16 protein-coding genes are annotated in these 17,507 nt (G+C 39.5%); 7 read left to right on the plus strand and 9 right to left on the minus strand.

Annotated features, from left to right (window positions below; all coding sequences use genetic code 11):
• Positions 1 to 4 precede the first annotated feature (4 nt).
• Genes KCX82_RS16895 through wecB form a run of 3 tightly spaced genes read left to right on the plus strand, consistent with a single transcriptional unit; the run spans position 5 to position 3,274 of the window.
• Positions 5 to 1,030, plus strand: a complete 1,026-nt coding sequence (locus KCX82_RS16895) for a polysaccharide biosynthesis protein (protein WP_227019671.1) — start codon at positions 5 to 7, stop codon at positions 1,028 to 1,030.
• A complete protein-coding gene (locus KCX82_RS16900) occupies positions 1,027 to 2,139 on the plus strand; it encodes a capsular polysaccharide biosynthesis protein CapF (RefSeq protein WP_227019672.1) in 1,113 nt (370 codons plus the stop codon). Before KCX82_RS16895 ends, KCX82_RS16900 begins: the two co-directional genes overlap by 4 nt.
• Before the next feature lie 10 nt (positions 2,140 to 2,149).
• Entirely contained in the window at positions 2,150 to 3,274 is a 1,125-nt protein-coding gene (gene wecB, locus KCX82_RS16905; protein ID WP_227019673.1) for a non-hydrolyzing UDP-N-acetylglucosamine 2-epimerase, read from the plus strand.
• Positions 3,275 to 3,314: 40 nt separating this feature from the next.
• Here wecB and KCX82_RS16910 read toward each other — a convergent pair whose 3' ends face one another.
• The 6 genes from KCX82_RS16910 to KCX82_RS16935 form a co-directional block, all read right to left on the minus strand.
• Positions 3,315 to 4,559: a glycosyltransferase family 4 protein gene (locus tag KCX82_RS16910; protein ID WP_227019674.1), complete on the minus strand. Its 1,245-nt coding sequence runs from the start codon at positions 4,557 to 4,559 to the stop codon at positions 3,315 to 3,317.
• A 16-nt stretch (positions 4,560 to 4,575) separates the two neighbouring features.
• Complete coding sequence (locus KCX82_RS16915) at positions 4,576 to 4,893, minus strand: nucleotidyltransferase family protein (protein WP_227019675.1); 318 nt, start codon at positions 4,891 to 4,893, stop codon at positions 4,576 to 4,578.
• Positions 4,890 to 5,294, minus strand: coding sequence for a nucleotidyltransferase substrate binding protein (locus KCX82_RS16920; RefSeq protein ID WP_227019676.1), 405 nt, complete (start codon positions 5,292 to 5,294; stop codon positions 4,890 to 4,892). The genes KCX82_RS16915 and KCX82_RS16920 overlap by 4 nt, the downstream gene beginning before the upstream one ends.
• A gap of 63 nt (positions 5,295 to 5,357) precedes the next feature.
• A complete protein-coding gene (locus KCX82_RS16925) occupies positions 5,358 to 6,302 on the minus strand; it encodes an SDR family oxidoreductase (protein WP_227019677.1) in 945 nt (314 codons plus the stop codon).
• A gap of 22 nt (positions 6,303 to 6,324) precedes the next feature.
• Complete coding sequence (locus KCX82_RS16930; protein ID WP_227019678.1) at positions 6,325 to 6,942, minus strand: sugar transferase; 618 nt, start codon at positions 6,940 to 6,942, stop codon at positions 6,325 to 6,327.
• A gap of 23 nt (positions 6,943 to 6,965) precedes the next feature.
• Positions 6,966 to 8,978 (minus strand): O-antigen ligase family protein, encoded by a 2,013-nt coding sequence (locus KCX82_RS16935; protein WP_227019679.1) that lies wholly within the window; start codon positions 8,976 to 8,978, stop codon positions 6,966 to 6,968.
• A 167-nt stretch (positions 8,979 to 9,145) separates the two neighbouring features.
• On the opposite strand from KCX82_RS16935, the gene KCX82_RS16940 reads away from it, so the two are divergent.
• Positions 9,146 to 10,267 (plus strand): hypothetical protein, encoded by a 1,122-nt coding sequence (locus KCX82_RS16940; RefSeq protein WP_227019680.1) that lies wholly within the window; start codon positions 9,146 to 9,148, stop codon positions 10,265 to 10,267.
• Positions 10,252 to 11,133, plus strand: a complete 882-nt coding sequence (locus tag KCX82_RS16945) for a protein phosphatase 2C domain-containing protein (RefSeq protein ID WP_227019681.1) — start codon at positions 10,252 to 10,254, stop codon at positions 11,131 to 11,133. The genes KCX82_RS16940 and KCX82_RS16945 overlap by 16 nt, the downstream gene beginning before the upstream one ends.
• Positions 11,134 to 11,180: 47 nt before the next feature.
• Here KCX82_RS16945 and KCX82_RS16950 read toward each other — a convergent pair whose 3' ends face one another.
• Positions 11,181 to 12,158, minus strand: coding sequence for a hypothetical protein (locus tag KCX82_RS16950; protein WP_227019682.1), 978 nt, complete (start codon positions 12,156 to 12,158; stop codon positions 11,181 to 11,183).
• Positions 12,159 to 12,375: 217 nt separating this feature from the next.
• On the minus strand, positions 12,376 to 12,612 hold the full coding sequence (locus KCX82_RS16955) for a permease of phosphate ABC transporter (protein WP_227019683.1): 237 nt from the start codon (positions 12,610 to 12,612) through the stop codon (positions 12,376 to 12,378).
• Between the two features lie 185 nt (positions 12,613 to 12,797).
• On the opposite strand from KCX82_RS16955, the gene KCX82_RS16960 reads away from it, so the two are divergent.
• Positions 12,798 to 15,932 carry a DEAD/DEAH box helicase gene (locus tag KCX82_RS16960; RefSeq protein ID WP_227019684.1) on the plus strand — a complete coding sequence of 1,045 codons (3,135 nt, stop codon included), beginning with the start codon at positions 12,798 to 12,800 and terminating at the stop codon, positions 15,930 to 15,932.
• Between the two features lie 135 nt (positions 15,933 to 16,067).
• A complete protein-coding gene (locus KCX82_RS16965) occupies positions 16,068 to 17,108 on the plus strand; it encodes a copper amine oxidase N-terminal domain-containing protein (protein WP_227019685.1) in 1,041 nt (346 codons plus the stop codon).
• A gap of 119 nt (positions 17,109 to 17,227) precedes the next feature.
• On the opposite strand, the gene KCX82_RS16970 is transcribed toward KCX82_RS16965, so the two are convergent.
• Positions 17,228 to 17,371: a hypothetical protein gene (locus tag KCX82_RS16970; protein ID WP_227019686.1), complete on the minus strand. Its 144-nt coding sequence runs from the start codon at positions 17,369 to 17,371 to the stop codon at positions 17,228 to 17,230.
• Positions 17,372 to 17,507 lie beyond the last annotated feature (136 nt).

Raw genomic sequence — 17,507 nt, forward strand, 5'->3', positions numbered from 1 at the left:
CTTTATGTTTAGAAACAAAATCTTACTTATCACCGGCGGTACCGGCTCTTTCGGACATGCCGTCTTAAATAGATTCTTAAAAACGGATATCACAGAAATCCGTATTTTTTCACGTGATGAAAAAAAACAGGATGATATGCGAAAGGAATATAATAATGACAAACTGAAATTTTATTTAGGAGACGTAAGGGATCTTGCTAGCGTAAGGAATGCAATGCATGGAGTAGATTACATTTTCCATGCTGCAGCATTAAAGCAAGTACCTTCCTGTGAGTTTTTCCCTATGGAAGCAGTAAAAACCAATGTAATAGGGACCGATAATATCCTGACTACGGCAATTGAAGCAGGTATTAAAAAGGTCATCTGCCTTTCAACCGATAAAGCAGCATATCCGGTTAACGCCATGGGAACATCCAAGGCTATGATGGAAAAAGTGCTGATTGCAAAAGCAAGAACCGTGAGCCAAAAAAAAACCCTAATCTGCGGTACCCGGTATGGCAATGTCATGTACTCCAGAGGATCTGTTATTCCACTTTTTGTGGAACAAATCAAATCCGGACAACCTCTGACAATAACCGACCCCAATATGACCCGGTTTATTATGAGCTTGGATGAGGCTGTAGAGTTAGTACTTTTTGCTTTTGAAAATGCTGAAAGTGGAGACATCATGGTTCAAAAAGCTCCGGCTTCCACCATTGGTGATCTGGCGCAGGCTGTAAAAGAACTCTTTAACGTTAATAATGATATCAAGATTATTGGTATCCGTCATGGCGAAAAAATGTATGAAACACTTCTTACCAACGAAGAGTGCGCTCATGCAATAGACATGGGAAGCTTTTACCGAGTACCTGCTGATAAACGGGATTTAAACTATGATAAATATTTTATTTCTGGAGAAAAGGAACGCAGTACCCTGTCAGAATTTAACTCCAATAATACAGAATTGCTCAATATTAAGCAGATTAAAGAAAAACTGATGCAAATAGAGGAAATCAGGTTAGAACTGGATGCCTGGAGGAAATTGAAGTGAAGATACTTGTTACAGGTGCGAATGGTTTCATTGGGAAAAATCTGATAGAAGAACTGAAAAATCAAAAATATGAAACGATTTATGAATATGATGTTGATAAATCCGAAGATGCTCTTTTTGACTACACGAAAGACTGTGATTTTGTATTTCACCTGGCAGGTGTCAATAGACCAGATAACGAAAAAGAATATATGGAAGGGAACTTTGGTTTCACTTCCTTGCTGCTTGACTATCTCAAAAAGAATCATAATAAATCCCCAATTCTGATCACTTCTTCTATTCAGGCTTTACAGGACAATCCTTATGGACAAAGCAAGAAAGCCGGTGAGGAATTGCTGTTTTGTTATCAGCAAGAGACAGGCTCAAAGGTATATGTATATCGCCTGCAGAATGTTTTCGGAAAGTGGTGCAAGCCTAATTATAACAGTGTAGTCGCTACCTTCTGCCATAACATATCCAATGATATTCCTATTACAATCAGAGACAGGGAACATATTATAAGCCTTGTTTATATTGATGATGTAGTTAAAACATTTATTTCTGCCATGGAAGGAAAAGAATGCTGTGCTAATGATGGATTGTACTATGTAATGGCGGTGAACCCGGTAAAGCTGGGAGAGCTGGCTGACTTACTTTATGCTTTTAGAGAATCAAGAAATAATCTGATTGTTCCTAACATGGCGGAATCTTTCGTTAAAAAGCTATATAGTACGTATTTGAGCTATCTTCCCGAAAATCAGTTTTCTTATCCTCTAAAGATGAATATGGATGATCGAGGGTCATTTACCGAGTTTATTAAATCTCCTGATAGAGGACAGGTCTCGGTTAACATTTCCAAGCCGGGTATAACAAAGGGAAACCATTGGCATCATACAAAAAATGAAAAGTTTTTAGTCGTTAGCGGAGAAGGTGTCATTAGATTTCGTAAAGTGGATGGTGAAGAAATTATAGAATACAAAGTTAGCGGAGATAAATTGGAGGTTGTAGATATCCCTCCGGGTTATACGCACACAATTACGAATATCGGCGTAACGGATTTGGTTGCCATCATGTGGGCAAATGAGCCCTTTGATCCGGAGAAGCCGGATACAATTTTTTTGCAGGTGTGAGGTTAAACAAATGAAGAAACTTAAGGTTATGACAATAGTAGGTACCAGACCGGAAATAATACGGCTCTCAGAGGTCATAAAAGCCTGTGACAGACATTTTGAGCACGTCCTGGTGCATACGGGCCAAAATTGGGATTATACCTTAAATCAGATATTTTTTGAGGATCTGGAGCTTCGAGAACCGGATTACTATTTAGAGTGTGTTGGGGAGCATCTGGGTGAAACCATGGGAAATATTATATCCAAATCCTATGAAATCATAGCAGATATAAAACCGGATGCCCTACTTATTCTTGGCGATACCAATTCGGCCTTGGCAGCGATTTCTGCAAAACGGCTTAAAACTCCTATTTTTCATATGGAAGCAGGAAATCGGTGCTTTGATCAGAATGTTCCGGAGGAGATTAACCGCAAAATTGTGGATCACATATCCGATATCAATCTACCTTATACGGAACATAGCCGAAGATATTTACTTTCGGAGGGATTCCGGAAAGAACATATTTACGTTACCGGATCTCCTATGAAGGAGGTTCTTGCAAAGCATCGGGATAAGATTGGGAGCAGTGATGTTTTGGAACGTTTAGGACTTGAAGAGGAAAAATATATCCTGGTATCCGCCCACAGGGAAGAAAATATAGACAAGGAAGAAAACTTCATGTCCTTAATGACCGCTATCAGCAATGTGGCTGAACGATATCAGCTTCCAGTCATATACTCAACTCATCCAAGAAGCATGAAATTCATAGAAAAGAGAAGTTTTCAATTTCATCCGTTGGTGAGAAATATTAAGCCTTTAGGATTTATGGATTATAACAAGCTGCAAATGAGCGCTTTTTGTGTTCTCTCGGATAGTGGAACTCTCTCAGAAGAAAGTGCCATGCTGGGCTTTAAAGGGGTACTGATTAGAACATCAACGGAAAGGCCGGAAGTCCTTGACAAGGGCACCATTGTTATCGGGGGAATTCAGACAGAAGACATCGAGCAGGCGATTGAATTAGCCGTATCATCGGTACCGGTTGGTAAGGATTTTAGTCTTCCTTACGACTATGAGGATGAAACAGTTTCGATGAAGGTTGTAAAAATCATTCAAAGCTATACTAAGATTATCAATAAAGTAATTTGGGACAAATAATTGCCTTCTATCTCTATTTTAGGAGTTTACAAAATTTCGTCTATTCTTGAAGATAACTGATTAAAGAACTGAAAAAAGCTTCAGACGAAAAATTTTTCTCATAATATGCTTTGGAACAATCGCCGTATTTCCGGCGATTTTCTTTATCCTGAGCGAATTCAAGAATAATCTCGGCTAATCCTTCATCATCCTCGGCTGGACAGCAAAGCCCGCATTCGGCGTCCTTTATAACCTCAGAGACTTCTCCGTCAATGGCAGCCAGCAGGGGCTTCCCTGCAGCCATATAGGATTGTACCTTACCAGGTAACGTATAAGAAATAAATTCATTCTTTTTCAGTGTAACAAGAAAAGCATCCGCCATTTCATAAAAATAGGGCATTTCTTCCAAAGGGTGTCTCCCGTGAAAGGTTATATTTTTTACACTCAGGTCTTTAGCCATTTGGATACATCTTTCCGATGCAGATCCATCCCCTACAATATGAAAGTGAATATTGCTGCAGCTTTCCAAATGCTTGGCGGCTTCTATAATTGTTTCGACACTTTGCATTTCCCCAACATTACCGGCAAAGACCAGATTTATATTATTTTCTTGATCCTCTGAACTCTTTACAACAGTATTGGTAACTGCAGAAAACAAGGCTTCCGCGTAGATTGGAAGGTAATAAATATTTTGATAAATACCTAATTTATTTTGAAAGTAGGTACGAAAGTTTTTAGAGCTAATGAAAATTTTATCTGCTTGTTTATAAATCCATTTACTTAGAAAATATATTAGCTGATAAAGTACACCATGATTTGGCAGACCAGCAGAAACGATGCTTTCCGGCCATAAATCAAAGCAGTATAAATAAAGAGGCTTTTTCAGCTTCCTTTTTAATATAATTCCAGGCAGTACCATGGTAACAGGAGAATATTGAAAAACCAGAATCTTGTCAAAGGATTCCAAACTTTTCTTGGCTAAATTATATGCTATTTTGGAAGTATGGTATGCAAAGCTGAGATAATTCAAAATTAAATTCTTCTTTCCACTTTTACGGGGAGATAGTTTGGATCGAATAATCTCTACACCATTGATTTCTTCCAAATAAGCCTTTAATTTTGGAGAGTAATTACTTTTTGTCGTTAGAGAGTCCCACTCATAGTCATCAAAGATATTACCGCTGGGGTAATTCGGTAAACCGGTAAGGACAATAACCTCATGACCCATCTCGGCTAACTGAAAGCAGACATCGTTGATACGAAATTGTTCCGGATAAAAATATTGACTGATAACCATCAGCTTCATAAAAGTCTCCCCATAATTATTTAAAATTTTTATTTTCCCATATAGAGATACCGATGTCGTCGATATGTTTTTTTAGAGCTTCGTTAGTGATTCCATGATAATCAATAATGTCAAAATGATATGGCAAATTTAATACTTCATTTAATTGATCGTATAAATCTAGTATTGTCTTGCGGCTTATTCCTTTTCCAAACAGTGCTAAATCAATATCCGATCCGGTCTTATAATTACCCATAGCTCTGCTGCCAAAAACAATAGCTTTTTCGAGCTCCGGACATTCAGCCAGGGTACGTTGAATGATTTGAACCTCATTTTCATTCAGCCCGAACATCATTCCAATTCCTCCGTTAAAGTATCGTGAAGAGCTTCTAATAATGGAAAGTAGTCATCTTTTATAATAGAAACCAGTTCTTCCACTTTTGATTTATCGTAGGTGTGAACCGTGATATTTCTATGTGCTAAAGCTTCCAGCCATATTTCTCCATCCTCAATCAACTGGATTTCGAATGATTTTTTGACCGCTTCTCTAGGGGAGTTTACCTGATAGCCTTCAGACTCAAGGTAATCCTTCATGACCTTCCAAGCTAATTCAAAGGTGGTTTCAAAAATCTGAATGAGACCTGCCTGCTCTAATTCGGAAAACTCCTCCTGATCAACATATTTATCCAGAAGTAAATAGGAACTCCGGAAATTTTCATATCGCTGTTTCCACCGGACCTCCTTCAGGTTAGACATCTTATCACCCTCCCCCTTCTTCTTAATATTTATAAACATTATACCGAATTTTTTCTTTAGAGTCTAATACTTAATATCGGTATAATCCACACGAACTCCACTTAAATATTCTTCAATCTCCTCCTGGATTCCGGCTTCAAAGGAAATGGGGCTGTAACCAAAGTCCTTGGCTGCAGCTTCATGATTAAAGGCTTTATCTTCCTGCATCCGCATAACCTGTTCTACCGTAATAATAGCGTTTTTAAAGACGGCATTATATACTCTTGCAGCTAAAATAGATAAAGATATTGGAAGCTTTATAATTCTTACCCTGCTGTTAAGGAAAGTTTTGATTATCAGTATAATGCTAAGATAAGAGAGAGGTTCCTTGCCTGATAGGTCATATTGCTTGTTTTTCGTGGTCTCGGAATGGGTAATTACGTCATAGTAAGCATTTCCCAGATCCCTGGCATGGACAGGCTGCATAAGGTTGCTTCCGTTACCAAACAGAGGGAAAAATCTATGTTTGCTTAGATACTCTACTAGCCTGTACATGTTCTTATCCTTGGAGGAACCATAGATCATAGTAGGTCTTAATATGGTACAATTCAGAACACGGTCACCTTGATTATTAGCGCTGCATCGTTCCAAAATCCCATCTTCCATCCTTATATACTCTTCGGAAGCACTTTTGTATTTTGAAAAACGTCCCGTCGTATGGACTAGTATTGCCCAGTCCACTTGATTTTTTATTGCAGAAGATACAAGTTGCTCTGATAAACCTATACCTGCAATGTGAACAATAGTGGTTACTCCTTTTAAGGAATCCTCTAAAAATTTTTCATCTTCTAATTGGCCAACGGCATATTCAACATCTAGTTTGCACCCATCAAAAATCTTATACTTTTCAGGTGCATGTTTTTCGTCTTCTCTCATAACACAACGAATTTTACCGTTGTACCCTTCCGCCTCCAGACGTTTTAAGAACCATTTGCCGCTATGACCGGTTATCCCAGTAATGTATAGCATATTTTTTATCTCCTGTACCAAATTAAGAGTGCTTAGGGCCCCCTTCAGAGACTCCTTTGCTCGTTAAAACACTTCCGATGGTCATAAATAAAATTTTTATATCAAGTATTAAACTTAGATTTTTTGCATAATAGCCATCCAAATCAGCCTTAACGTCAATGGGAAGTTCGTCCCTGCCATTTACCTGGGCCCAGCCGGTTATCCCCGGCTTTACAGCATTGGCACTTACTCCGCTTTTTTCAGCTTGATTTTCCCTAGCCTCTAAAAGATCATACTGATTCCATAGTGCCGGTCTTGGCCCAATAAAGGACATTTCACCTCTTAGAATATTAAAAAGCTGAGGTAGTTCGTCCAAACTGGACTTCCTTAGTATACTACCCGAACGTGTAATAAAGCTCTCGGCATTTTGAAATAAATGAGTAGGCATATCTTTAGGCGTATCAGTTCGCATGGTTCTGTATTTGAGAATCATGAATTTTTTTCCGTTTTGCCCAACTCTTTTCTGACGAAATAAAACCGGACCCTTAGAATCCAGTTTTATGATGATCGTGATCAATAAAAGTAAAGGTAATAGTATGATGGTCAATAATACGGCAAATAAGAAATCCAGTATTTGCTTAACCACTTGGTATCTATTCATGGACTTCACCTTTCATTGTTATATTATTCTACTGAAGCGTTCCTTTTGTTTAGCATCATGTTAATTGCAATCCCTGTACCAAGTAAACCATAAAACATAGGCATTACGGATACGGTACTGTCATTTACAAGCCCGGAGACAAGGAAACCACATATTCCCAAAAAAATGCCAGCTCCAACATAGGAGACAAAGCTATGATATCGTTCTTTTTTATAGATCAGGTAGCTCTGTATTATATATATGCCCCAAAGTGCTAATAATGCCAGCATTGAGATACCGCCTGTACCGATAATAGCTCCGAAATACATGTTGTGAGGTTTATCGACTACAATATTAATTTCGTTGCTAAATGTCCCTGAATTATACTTTCCTACATAATCATCGTGAGGGAAATAAATACAGAAAGTATCTGCCCCATGCCCCAAAATTAGAGTCTCTTTCAACATCGGGATAGTTCGGGACCAGATGTAACCACGCCCACTACCAAATTCCAAGTTATTTTCCCAGCCTATGGAAGGAACTCTACGAAGATCCATAAGCTTACCTAAACCTGTAAAATACTTTGGACCTTCTTCTGTAAGCTGGAAAGGCCATTCATTTCCGTCAGTGCCAATAACAATATAGTTATTTCCAGAATCATCCTGAGCAGGTCTTACTGTAATCCGATTAAATCTTTCATCATCTACTTTATAAATCGGTGAAATATTGGTCGGAACAATAGATAGCCTTTCACCAGAAGAATCATTGACTTTTAGGGCAGTAGGATCTTCAGGATAAGTTGTAAATATAATTTCATTTCCATTAAAACTGATTTCAATTGCATCACCTGATGTTACCATATAATCTATGGTGTGTCTTTCATCAGCAGATTCTGTTATCCCAGAAGAAGTAACTTCTTCAATCTCCTGTGAGATTCCCTCTTCCTTAGTATCTTGAACAACCTGCCTTCCAAGCACGCTATTAATAGCACCAGTAAGCTCAGGTACCCATCGTTCATAACTTAATCCAGCCACTATAACTGTCAGTATCAACAACATCGCCACTGGTTTCCACCAGTTTAGGATTTTTTTATTTAGAACTATAATAGCAGCAATAACAACCACTGCCATACCCATCAGACCCCCGGAGGAAGCAGATCCTATTAGGTTGAAAACCTGCAATGTAAATAATGCCGCCCAAAGGACTTTTTTCCAAACCGGTTCCTCCTTTCCCAGCATAAGGGATCGAATGAAAAGCAATCCGAAGAGTGGGATGAGCAATGTGAGATAGAAGGACACGTAGTTAATATTATATACCGTTTGATAAATCTCTCTATTTTGGAAGGTGAAGTTTAAATTATCTACTTGATCCCAAAACCAACTGGGCGTAATTAGTTTTTTTCCAATGGCTGTTCGGAAAAAGTCATGATCCAGTGCTTGCGTTATACCCAATAATCCTAAGAGAGTGCTGGTTACAGCCAAGGGGTAAATGATCCATTTTACGTTCTTCTCTGAATTAACTGAGTTAATAATAAAGAAAAGAAGAACCATATAGCTTAATAAAGTCAAGGTCCCCTCAAATCGGTCATTCCAACCCCAGAGAGCAAATAAGTTATAATCAGAAAGAATATAGGATAGCAATACAAGTATAGAATATACTATCATCGGAATATAAGCAAAGCTTCGCTTTATATAAAAACTTTGGGTAAAAACTCTATATAAAAGCAACACTAAAGCCAGGATTGCACAGACGAGAATGGCCACCATCTTATAATAGCTGAAGAAGTCAGTGAGGTTATTGTCTCCTCCGCTCCAAAAAAACTGCTCCATTGGTCTTTGATAGGTGTGCATTCTAGTAATCATGATAATCACAGCTGTAAAAAATGCTGCCACTAGCATTTGGAACCAATGAGTGCTTTCCTTAATTCCCGGCGCCAGGCTCATGTTAAACAGATAGTCCTTCGATGAGTGATTATATAGATTGTCATTAACTTTATTCGCTTCTTTCTTACTTTGGTTTTTCTCATTTTTCTTTATATCCTTCGTCCCTTTTGACATTTGTTCTCCTCCTGATTAGAATGAATATTTATTTGAATTTTAAGCATTTGCAGCTATAATATTATATAATAAGATGGATCAATGGACAATACAAATTTTGGATTGTACTTATCATACGCGTTTTCTATCGGAATTATGAAAAACAAAAGAAAGAAGGCTCTATAGAAATGAAAACAGAGGTAGTAATGGAAACTATAGAAGATTTGAAGGAATTTATGAAGCAGCTTCCGGAAGAATCCAGGAGAGAATATGAACTAGCTATTACAAAATTAGTGACTCAAAAACAAAACCCTGAATTTACATACTGGTTAAAACAGCTTATGGAAAATGAGGATGAAACCATTGCCTATGCTGCCTTTGTCTGTTTGAATATTTATTATCGGAGGGATCATGACTATACACAACTGGAACTTTTGATTAACTCTCAGCGTTCCAGATTTCAACACCATATCAGCTTTTCTCACATAGAACTTCTTTCTCTTATCGGAAATGCCAGAAAGGAACCTACTATGGCAAATCTGATTCAAGGCCACCAGAATATCAGCAAAATGCCCTCCAATGCAGGGATTCTACATATATTCGCAGATCTTACTGCAACGTATTATGAGTTAAAGGACACCTATCAGAATACCAAAACAGAAGTGATAGAGAATGGTGAAGCTGAAAACATGCAGAAGCAGGAATGGCTAAGCAAGGCATTCTACGCTGTAGAGGAGGCTATTCAACTACAGAATTACGCGAAATTCTTTTGTACCAGAGGTAGAATTTTGGCGTTAATGGGTAATTTCGATGAGGCGATGGAGTCAATCAAGGATGCTATCGATTTTGAGGATTCGTCCGAGAGGGATTATGCTATCCGCATCGGAAACTACCAATATCATAAACTGTCGATTTTGGCAAGAATGCAGAATCAACAGATTAAGAATCTTGTAGAGCATTATGAAAAAAGAATAAAGCAAGAGAACCAAAAAGTGCAGCAAGAGCTGATAGAAACAACCAAGAAAATAGAGAACTCAACCATAAAGAATCTGGAATTTCTGGGGCTCTTTGCCGGAATTATCGGATTTACTATAGGAAGCATCAGCATTGCTGGAAATTTGGCTGAAAAGTCCTTCGCAGGAGCCGCAGGACTCATTATCGTTCTTATGGGGGCATTGCTTTGTGTCTTTTCTGGTTTTGGGGTTATTCTACATGGTTTGGAAAAAGGAAAGCGAGGCAGAAATATCGTTGTGTTTTTGGCAGGGCTTACTGTGATGGCAGGAGGGCTTCTATTGTGTTTCAATCTATAAAGTACATATCAAAACCAGGAAATATCATTAACGAAGACTATGTTGGCTATTCGGATTCATTTTTATTTGTACTGGATGGGGCAACGGGATTGGGAAATAGAAAACCAAATGAAAAAGGAACGGAAGCCTCAAGATTTGTTTCCCTTGTGGGAGAACGGCTTCAATCATGTTTAGAGGATCTTTCAAAGAATACAAAAGAAATTTTACAAAAAGCTGTAAGAATATCGGAGAATTATACAATAGACAAGACCTTCTCTGACTCTGAGCATGCTGAACTTATTGAGCATAGCCGAGGACAAGCTTATCTTAGCCCATCTGCCAGCATATCAATTTTTCGAATCAACGGTACTCTTCTGGAATATTATGGTTTGGGCGATTGTACGGCAACCATTCAATTTCAGGATGGCAGTATAAGAACAATCCATGAAGATACCATTACCTTAATGGACCAGAAGGTAATCGCAACCATGGCGGAACTTGCCAGAAAAAAGGCAGTTACTGTTAGAGAAGCCAAAAATGAAATAATCCCTTTCCTAATTGAGAATCGAAATAAAAAAAACACCCAAGAGGGATATTGGACTTTGGATGCCACTGGCATAGGCATTGCGCACGGAATACATTTGACTTTTCCGCTTCAGGAGGTACAAAGTGTTTCACTGATGTCTGATGGGTTTGCCCAAATCTGCGATACTTTTTACCTGGTAAGGAATTTTGATGAGCTTCATGAAAAGATGGCTAAGGAGGACTTGTCTGATATGGTGAAAGAACTGTTTGATATTCAGGATACGGATCCGGATTATAACCAGTATCCTCGGTTTAAGCATCGTGATGATACGACAGTAATCTTTAGTATTCTTAATGGTTAACATTACCATATTGAGAGGCAAGGCAGCCGGGAGGCTGCCTTTATTGACTAAAATACATAACCGGTTATATCAATACTTGTAAAATATCCAATAAGGTTTTGTGAAACTTCCAGGGTAAAAGAAAAGGAATTTTCAGTATAGCTAAAATATCCTACGCTGACATAAGAATTGCTGGGGTTGGTATATTTCTGGAAGAAAGAAGAGCCGCCTTCATCATATAATCTGCCATTGCTTTCTCTTCCCGTTCGAAACACATCATCAACAGTTATCCTTTCGTCATGCTGGGTATATTTTTTGGCCACGGTCTCCCCGGAACCTAAAGGAATGCCTAAATAGTTTTTATCTACATAAGAACGTTTAATAGTACCGTCCGAATTTTTAACAATATAAAACTCTGCCACTAAAATATCATCGCTGAAATAGCTATCAACCAGGCGAATCATCTTTGGAAAATACCCCGGTATACCTGTATCAAAGTTAAAAGTATACCGTTTTCCGGTATTGGTACCCGAATAGGTCCATTCAGCCGTGGTTTCCTGATTGTCTTTTATTTCAAAAGAACACTTATACCCTCCAAAATTTCCGTTACGTGCATCCGCGAGACCTTCGTTGATTTCATCCAGCTCAGTTTGCAGCCATTTATCTTCACCTTGTACATTAATTTGCCTCGTATCCAATTCCGCCAGGATATGAATAGGCGGAACGAGAAATTGGCCTGTTTGTCTGTTGTACCATTTACCAATTAAAGAAGTGTCATTCGTCTGGATTAAGATTTTATTCGGATCCGTGATTTCTGTTTCTGAAGAAATTACTTCCGTAACAATATCTTTCTCTCCAAGAACTGCATAATAGAATAAAATAACGTCTTCAAACTCACCGGTATTTCTGTTGTATCTCTTGCCAATCAGAGTTTGGTCGTTTGACGGAATCGAAATATATTTGTTATCCGTTATCTGTGAGGGGAGTGCAATAATCATTGTAACGATATCCCTGTCATCCAGATAAGCATAATAATACATATTCATTTTTTTATCCTCTTTCTATTTTTCACAAACAAAAAGGCATATTTCACGCCTTTATTTTCTTGTCGTTTGTGTGATGGAAGGTTGGTTTACGACAATCCCGCTAACCACCTTCTCTACCATAGTATAAAGCACCCCTGAAAGAGGTGCTAAAAAACGACATGTTTTATTAGTTTAACTTATTTGTAATAAAATTATAATATACATACTACGAACCTGATTATAATAATTTCTTTTCCGGATCATCGGATACAATTCTTAATAATTTCGTGATCAGCGGCGCATAACTAAACACAAAGAAAATACTCGCCCAGGCAGCCGTCTTCTTTTTGTGCTTTCTGGGGATCGCCAGTCCCCACAGGATTCCAGCCGAGCATAAACAAACCTTCAGCAATGCCATATCCGCTACGCTCATCTCATCTTTGTATTTCTGCGCATATTTACATAATGTTTTCATCCCATATCCCTCCTTATAAAATGTTTTTTCTTTCGTTTGATCGTCCATGATAGTATAAACAGTTTTACTAATTATATCACATTCGAGGTTTGGAAGGGGATTCTGTGGTATAATTTTAAGAGATAGAATAAAATTATAAACTGATATGGAATTGAATTCATAAAATCGATGGAGGACAACCTTTCATGCATATAAAGTCAAAGCTTCTTCTGAATCATACACAGGATTTTAATGATTATCAGGGAATGGAAACCAAAGAAGATATAGAAATGAAGATAAAAGTACTGAAAGAACTCAACGAATTTCATGAGAGATATAAACCGGTAAAAAATCAAAATTCATCCCCAGCCGTATATACCGATCCAAGGATTAAGTCGCTGATCAACCGTTACGTAATGGATGAAGTGGTAAAGGCTACTTCAGACGAGAATGTAAAGGTGATTCCCAAACTGGAATTGGAGGACGGCGAGGCATTTTTAAGTATCACTGTGGGGAGCGGCAGGCAGTATGTCGTAAGGAATCTGGAAACCTTCTGCAATCATATGAAGACAAGAAGCCGGACTTCCTATGGCAAGGAGTTGGATTTGCTGCATCATATCAATTCTTTTGAAAAAGAGTCCCAGCCGTTGGTGAACTTTGTCCTTCAGAAATTGGAGGATAAAACCCAATATCCAACAGAAGGCATCAACTCGGCAACTCGTTATGGCTATCATTATGGAATCAGAAGTTATGGCCTTGCAGGTGACAAGAAGTATATGAAACTTTTGCCCTATGGCCTCGACGAATTTTTTCAGCTTTATCTAAACAACAAGGTCAACATCAGTGTGAACGGCAGTACGGAGGCAGCACTTTTTCAGGACAGGACCCCGGAATTTTATCTGGAAATCAAGAAGCTTGAAAAGCAGAAAGGCTATGCTTTACTGCTGCCGGATTGCCATTACATGCTTGGTAAAAACCATATTTACCTGTACTGCAGTGATCATTCCCAATATGGAAGAGAACAGGGCATCAGCAATACCCTTTGCCGATGCAGCCGGGATTTCTCACGAAAACTGGAGGATATTATCAAGGCAAAGCTGGAATCCCGATATCTGCTTACCATCTCAAATGAAGACATGGCCTCTTTCTGCATCAATGTCTTGTCAGAATTGAAAGAGTATGCAGAGATCAGAGGTGACGTTGAAGAACTGAAAGAGTTTGCTCCCGATGAGCTGCAGACTGCTTTTTATCTGGATGCACCCCAGCATGATATGGTAACCGCTGTGGTGAAATATCAATATGGAGAATTGGAAATCAATATAAACTCTTTGGATTCTTATGTATCCAAAGGGATCACCAGAGATGAGAAAAAAGAGAAAAAAATAGCCGCCATCGTACAGAAATTTTTTAAGAATCAGGATCCTGCCCATCGGTTTCTTTACTTGACGGGGGATGAAGAGATTTATCAGTTTATCAGCGAAGGGCTGGGAGAATTTTTGAAGCTGGGCCAGGTATTTGCCTCGGAACGGTTTAAAGGTATGGGAATCAAGAGGCCGCCTCAGATCACCGTAGGAGTACAACTGGAAAGTGATCTCCTGAATATAGAACTGGACACGGGAGGGCTTCCGCTGAGTGAAGCCATGGCTGCTTTGAGTCAATATAAACAAAAGAGAAAATATTACAGGATGAAGGACGGCAGCTTTATAAAATTGGAGGATGCCGGTTTTTCCGAACTGTCTGAAATGGTAGAGGGGCTCGGACTATCACAAAAGGAATTGAATGAAGGCCGAATTGCCGTACCCAAATATAGAGCCATGTACCTGAACCAATTGCTGAAAGCATCGGATAATATCACCTTTGAAAGAAATGGACACTTTAAAAACCTGATCAGGAACATGAAGGCGATTGACGAAAGTGATTTTACGGTGCCGCCAAGCCTGGACCGCATTATGAGAGAATATCAGAAAGACGGCTTTCGTTGGCTGGCTGCCATGGACAGCTTTGGCTTTGGGGGGATCCTGGCAGATGATATGGGCTTAGGGAAAACGCTGCAAATTATTTCCCTGCTACTCTCAAAAAAGGAGGAGGATGAGGATAGTAAGGCCCTGGTGGTCTGCCCTTCTTCTTTGATTTTAAACTGGCAGAACGAGATTCAGAAATTTTCCCCCCAATTGCAAGCATTGGCAGTCATCGGAACGTTGGAGGAAAGAAAAGCCTTAATAAAAGAAATTGACGATGCAGACATCGTCATTACTTCTTATGACCTTTTGAAACGGGATGTAGAACGGTATCAGCAGATTCTGTTCCGGTATCATATTATCGACGAAGCTCAATATATCAAAAATCACGGCACCCAAAATGCGAAGGCAGTGAAGGCGATCCGAAGTCAGCAGCGTTTTGCCCTCACCGGAACCCCGATCGAGAACCGATTAAGCGAGCTCTGGAGCATTTTTGACTTTCTCATGCCTGCTTATTTATTCAGCTATAAAAAATTTAAAGATTCTTATGAAACAGAGATCGTCAGAAACCAGGATCAGGCAAAAATCGCCATGCTGAGTAAGCAGGTTGCTCCTTTCATGCTTCGTCGCTTAAAGACCAGCGTTCTGAAGGAATTGCCGGAAAAGATCGAAACTGTAGTCTTTTCTCAGATGGAGGGAGAACAGAAGAAACTCTACCTTGCCAATCTGGCAAGAATAAAGGGGGAAATCAACCAAAATATTCAGGAAAAAGGTTTTGAAAACAGCAAGATCATGATTTTAGCCTTGCTTACCCGGCTGCGTCAGCTTTGCTGTCATCCTTCCCTATGCTACGAGGATTATAAGGAGGGGAGTGCCAAGCTGGAGGCCTGTTTGGAACTGGTGGCGGAAGCGACATCGGCAGGGCATAAAGTTCTTCTTTTCTCTCAATTTACTTCCATGCTGGAGCTGCTTCGGAGCAGGCTGGGGGAAGAGGGGATTTCTCACTATCTTCTGACGGGCGCCACTTCAAAGGAAATGAGAATGGAACTGGTGGAGCGTTTTAATCAGGATGAAACAAAAGTATTCCTGATTTCTTTAAAAGCCGGAGGAACCGGCTTGAATCTAACCGGGGCTGATGTGGTTATCCATTATGATCCCTGGTGGAACATTGCGGCACAGAATCAGGCTACGGACAGAACCCACAGGATCGGTCAGAAGAACAGCGTACAGGTCTATAAGCTGATAGAAAAAGGAACTGTTGAAGAAAAAATACTGAAGCTCCAGGAGAGCAAAAAGGATCTCTCTGATGCCATCATTAAGGATGACATGGCAGGCTTGGGCAGCTTGTCCAAAGAGGCGCTGATGGAGCTGCTGCAGCCCTAGGTCAGCCCTGAGGGAAAGCTAAGGAATTGTAAAAATTAGCACTTTTATTTATTGACCTTGTCCTGATTGTGGTTTATAGTAGAGATGTATTTGGGAATCGCATCCGGGAAGATGCGTATAGAGGGGGAAAAGGACATGAAGAGATTTGCAGTTTTATTTGCAGCAGTGGCATTACTACTCAATACCTGCACCATAGGAGTTTACGCCGATGCTTCCGGCACAGCCGTACAGAAGAAAGTCATGCTTTATTTGAAGCCGGACGTTACGGTGGAATTAAACGGTGTCAGGCAGATTTTTAAAAATATAAAAGGTGAAACCGTCTATCCCATCATATACAATGGGACAACCTATCTTTCGGTACGTGCGGTTTCCGCCTTAATGAAGGAACCTATCGAGTGGGACAGCGGGAGTAAGACCGTGTTTATCGGAAAGACACTGTCCTATCCAAATAAATCTTCAGCACCAATCCCTACCGGTGCTGCCATTTCCGCCGATGAAAAGGATACTGAAAAGATAACGGCTGCTTCAAGTCTGGTAACGGGATATTCGAAACCGGATGTTCTGGTTATGTATGACTTTGTCATCCAATCCTTTCAGGATGTCAACGGTGCGACCGTATACCCGATCATCTATAACGGTACCACCTATCTGCCGGTGAGAGCCGTATCCAACCTTATGAATGAGCCTATAACCTGGGATGCAGCTGCTAAAAAAATATGTATCGGGGATGGGAAACAAGATACGGAGGAACCAAAGGAGCAGGAACCAGCTGAAAAAATCAGCGCAGCTGCAGCAAAGCTAAAAGACCTCTATGACAGAGAAGAGACATTGTATTATGAAGCTACGGCAAAGATCACAAACCTGAAAACTGCCGAAACCACCGAGGATAAGCAGGTCATTGCGGCATCTGCCAGTGAAAACTATGTGAGAGCACAGGCAATTACCGTTGAAATCAAATCCATAGATCTGTCTTCTTTCACGGTCGAAGAGAAAGCGGCTCATGAAAAGCTCCTGGCTTTTGCGGAAAGTACGGAATATTATGTGCTGGTTCTTGAAAATATCGCTTATCTTGCCGCTTCGGATGCGGACTACTCTATGCTGGCGGAAACCTTCCTGTATTTTGCCATGGAGTCTCAGACCAAAATGAATGAAGCAAGAGCCGTGATTGTTCAATAAAAAATAACTACAAAAGGAAACAACTTCGGAACCGCCTTAAACTAAAAAATAAATATAATTTAAAATAAATCAGAAAAAACGCCCTATGTAATCATAAGGCGTTTTATTATTCATCACTTTTATCTTTGCGAAGCCCAAAAGGGCAGTTCATCGTTTTCAGTTACTTTTTCATTTTTACTATATTCAAATTCTTCCTTCAAAGATTGGAAGAATTTTTCACTTTCTTCAAAATAAAAGTCCTGCTGTTGGTTCTCCATGTTCATGTAATCGATCTCCTCTCTATTTTTGTCCACCCTATCATTCTATGCTCTATATTGTAAAATATGATTCGGGTTTTGGTAATAGCTATTAACATCCAAAAATAGGAGATCTTTCGACATGTTTCCGGCTAGGAGTTAC

Source organism: Sinanaerobacter chloroacetimidivorans, assembly GCF_018128545.1.
GTDB lineage: Bacteria > Bacillota > Clostridia > Peptostreptococcales > Anaerovoracaceae > Sinanaerobacter > Sinanaerobacter chloroacetimidivorans.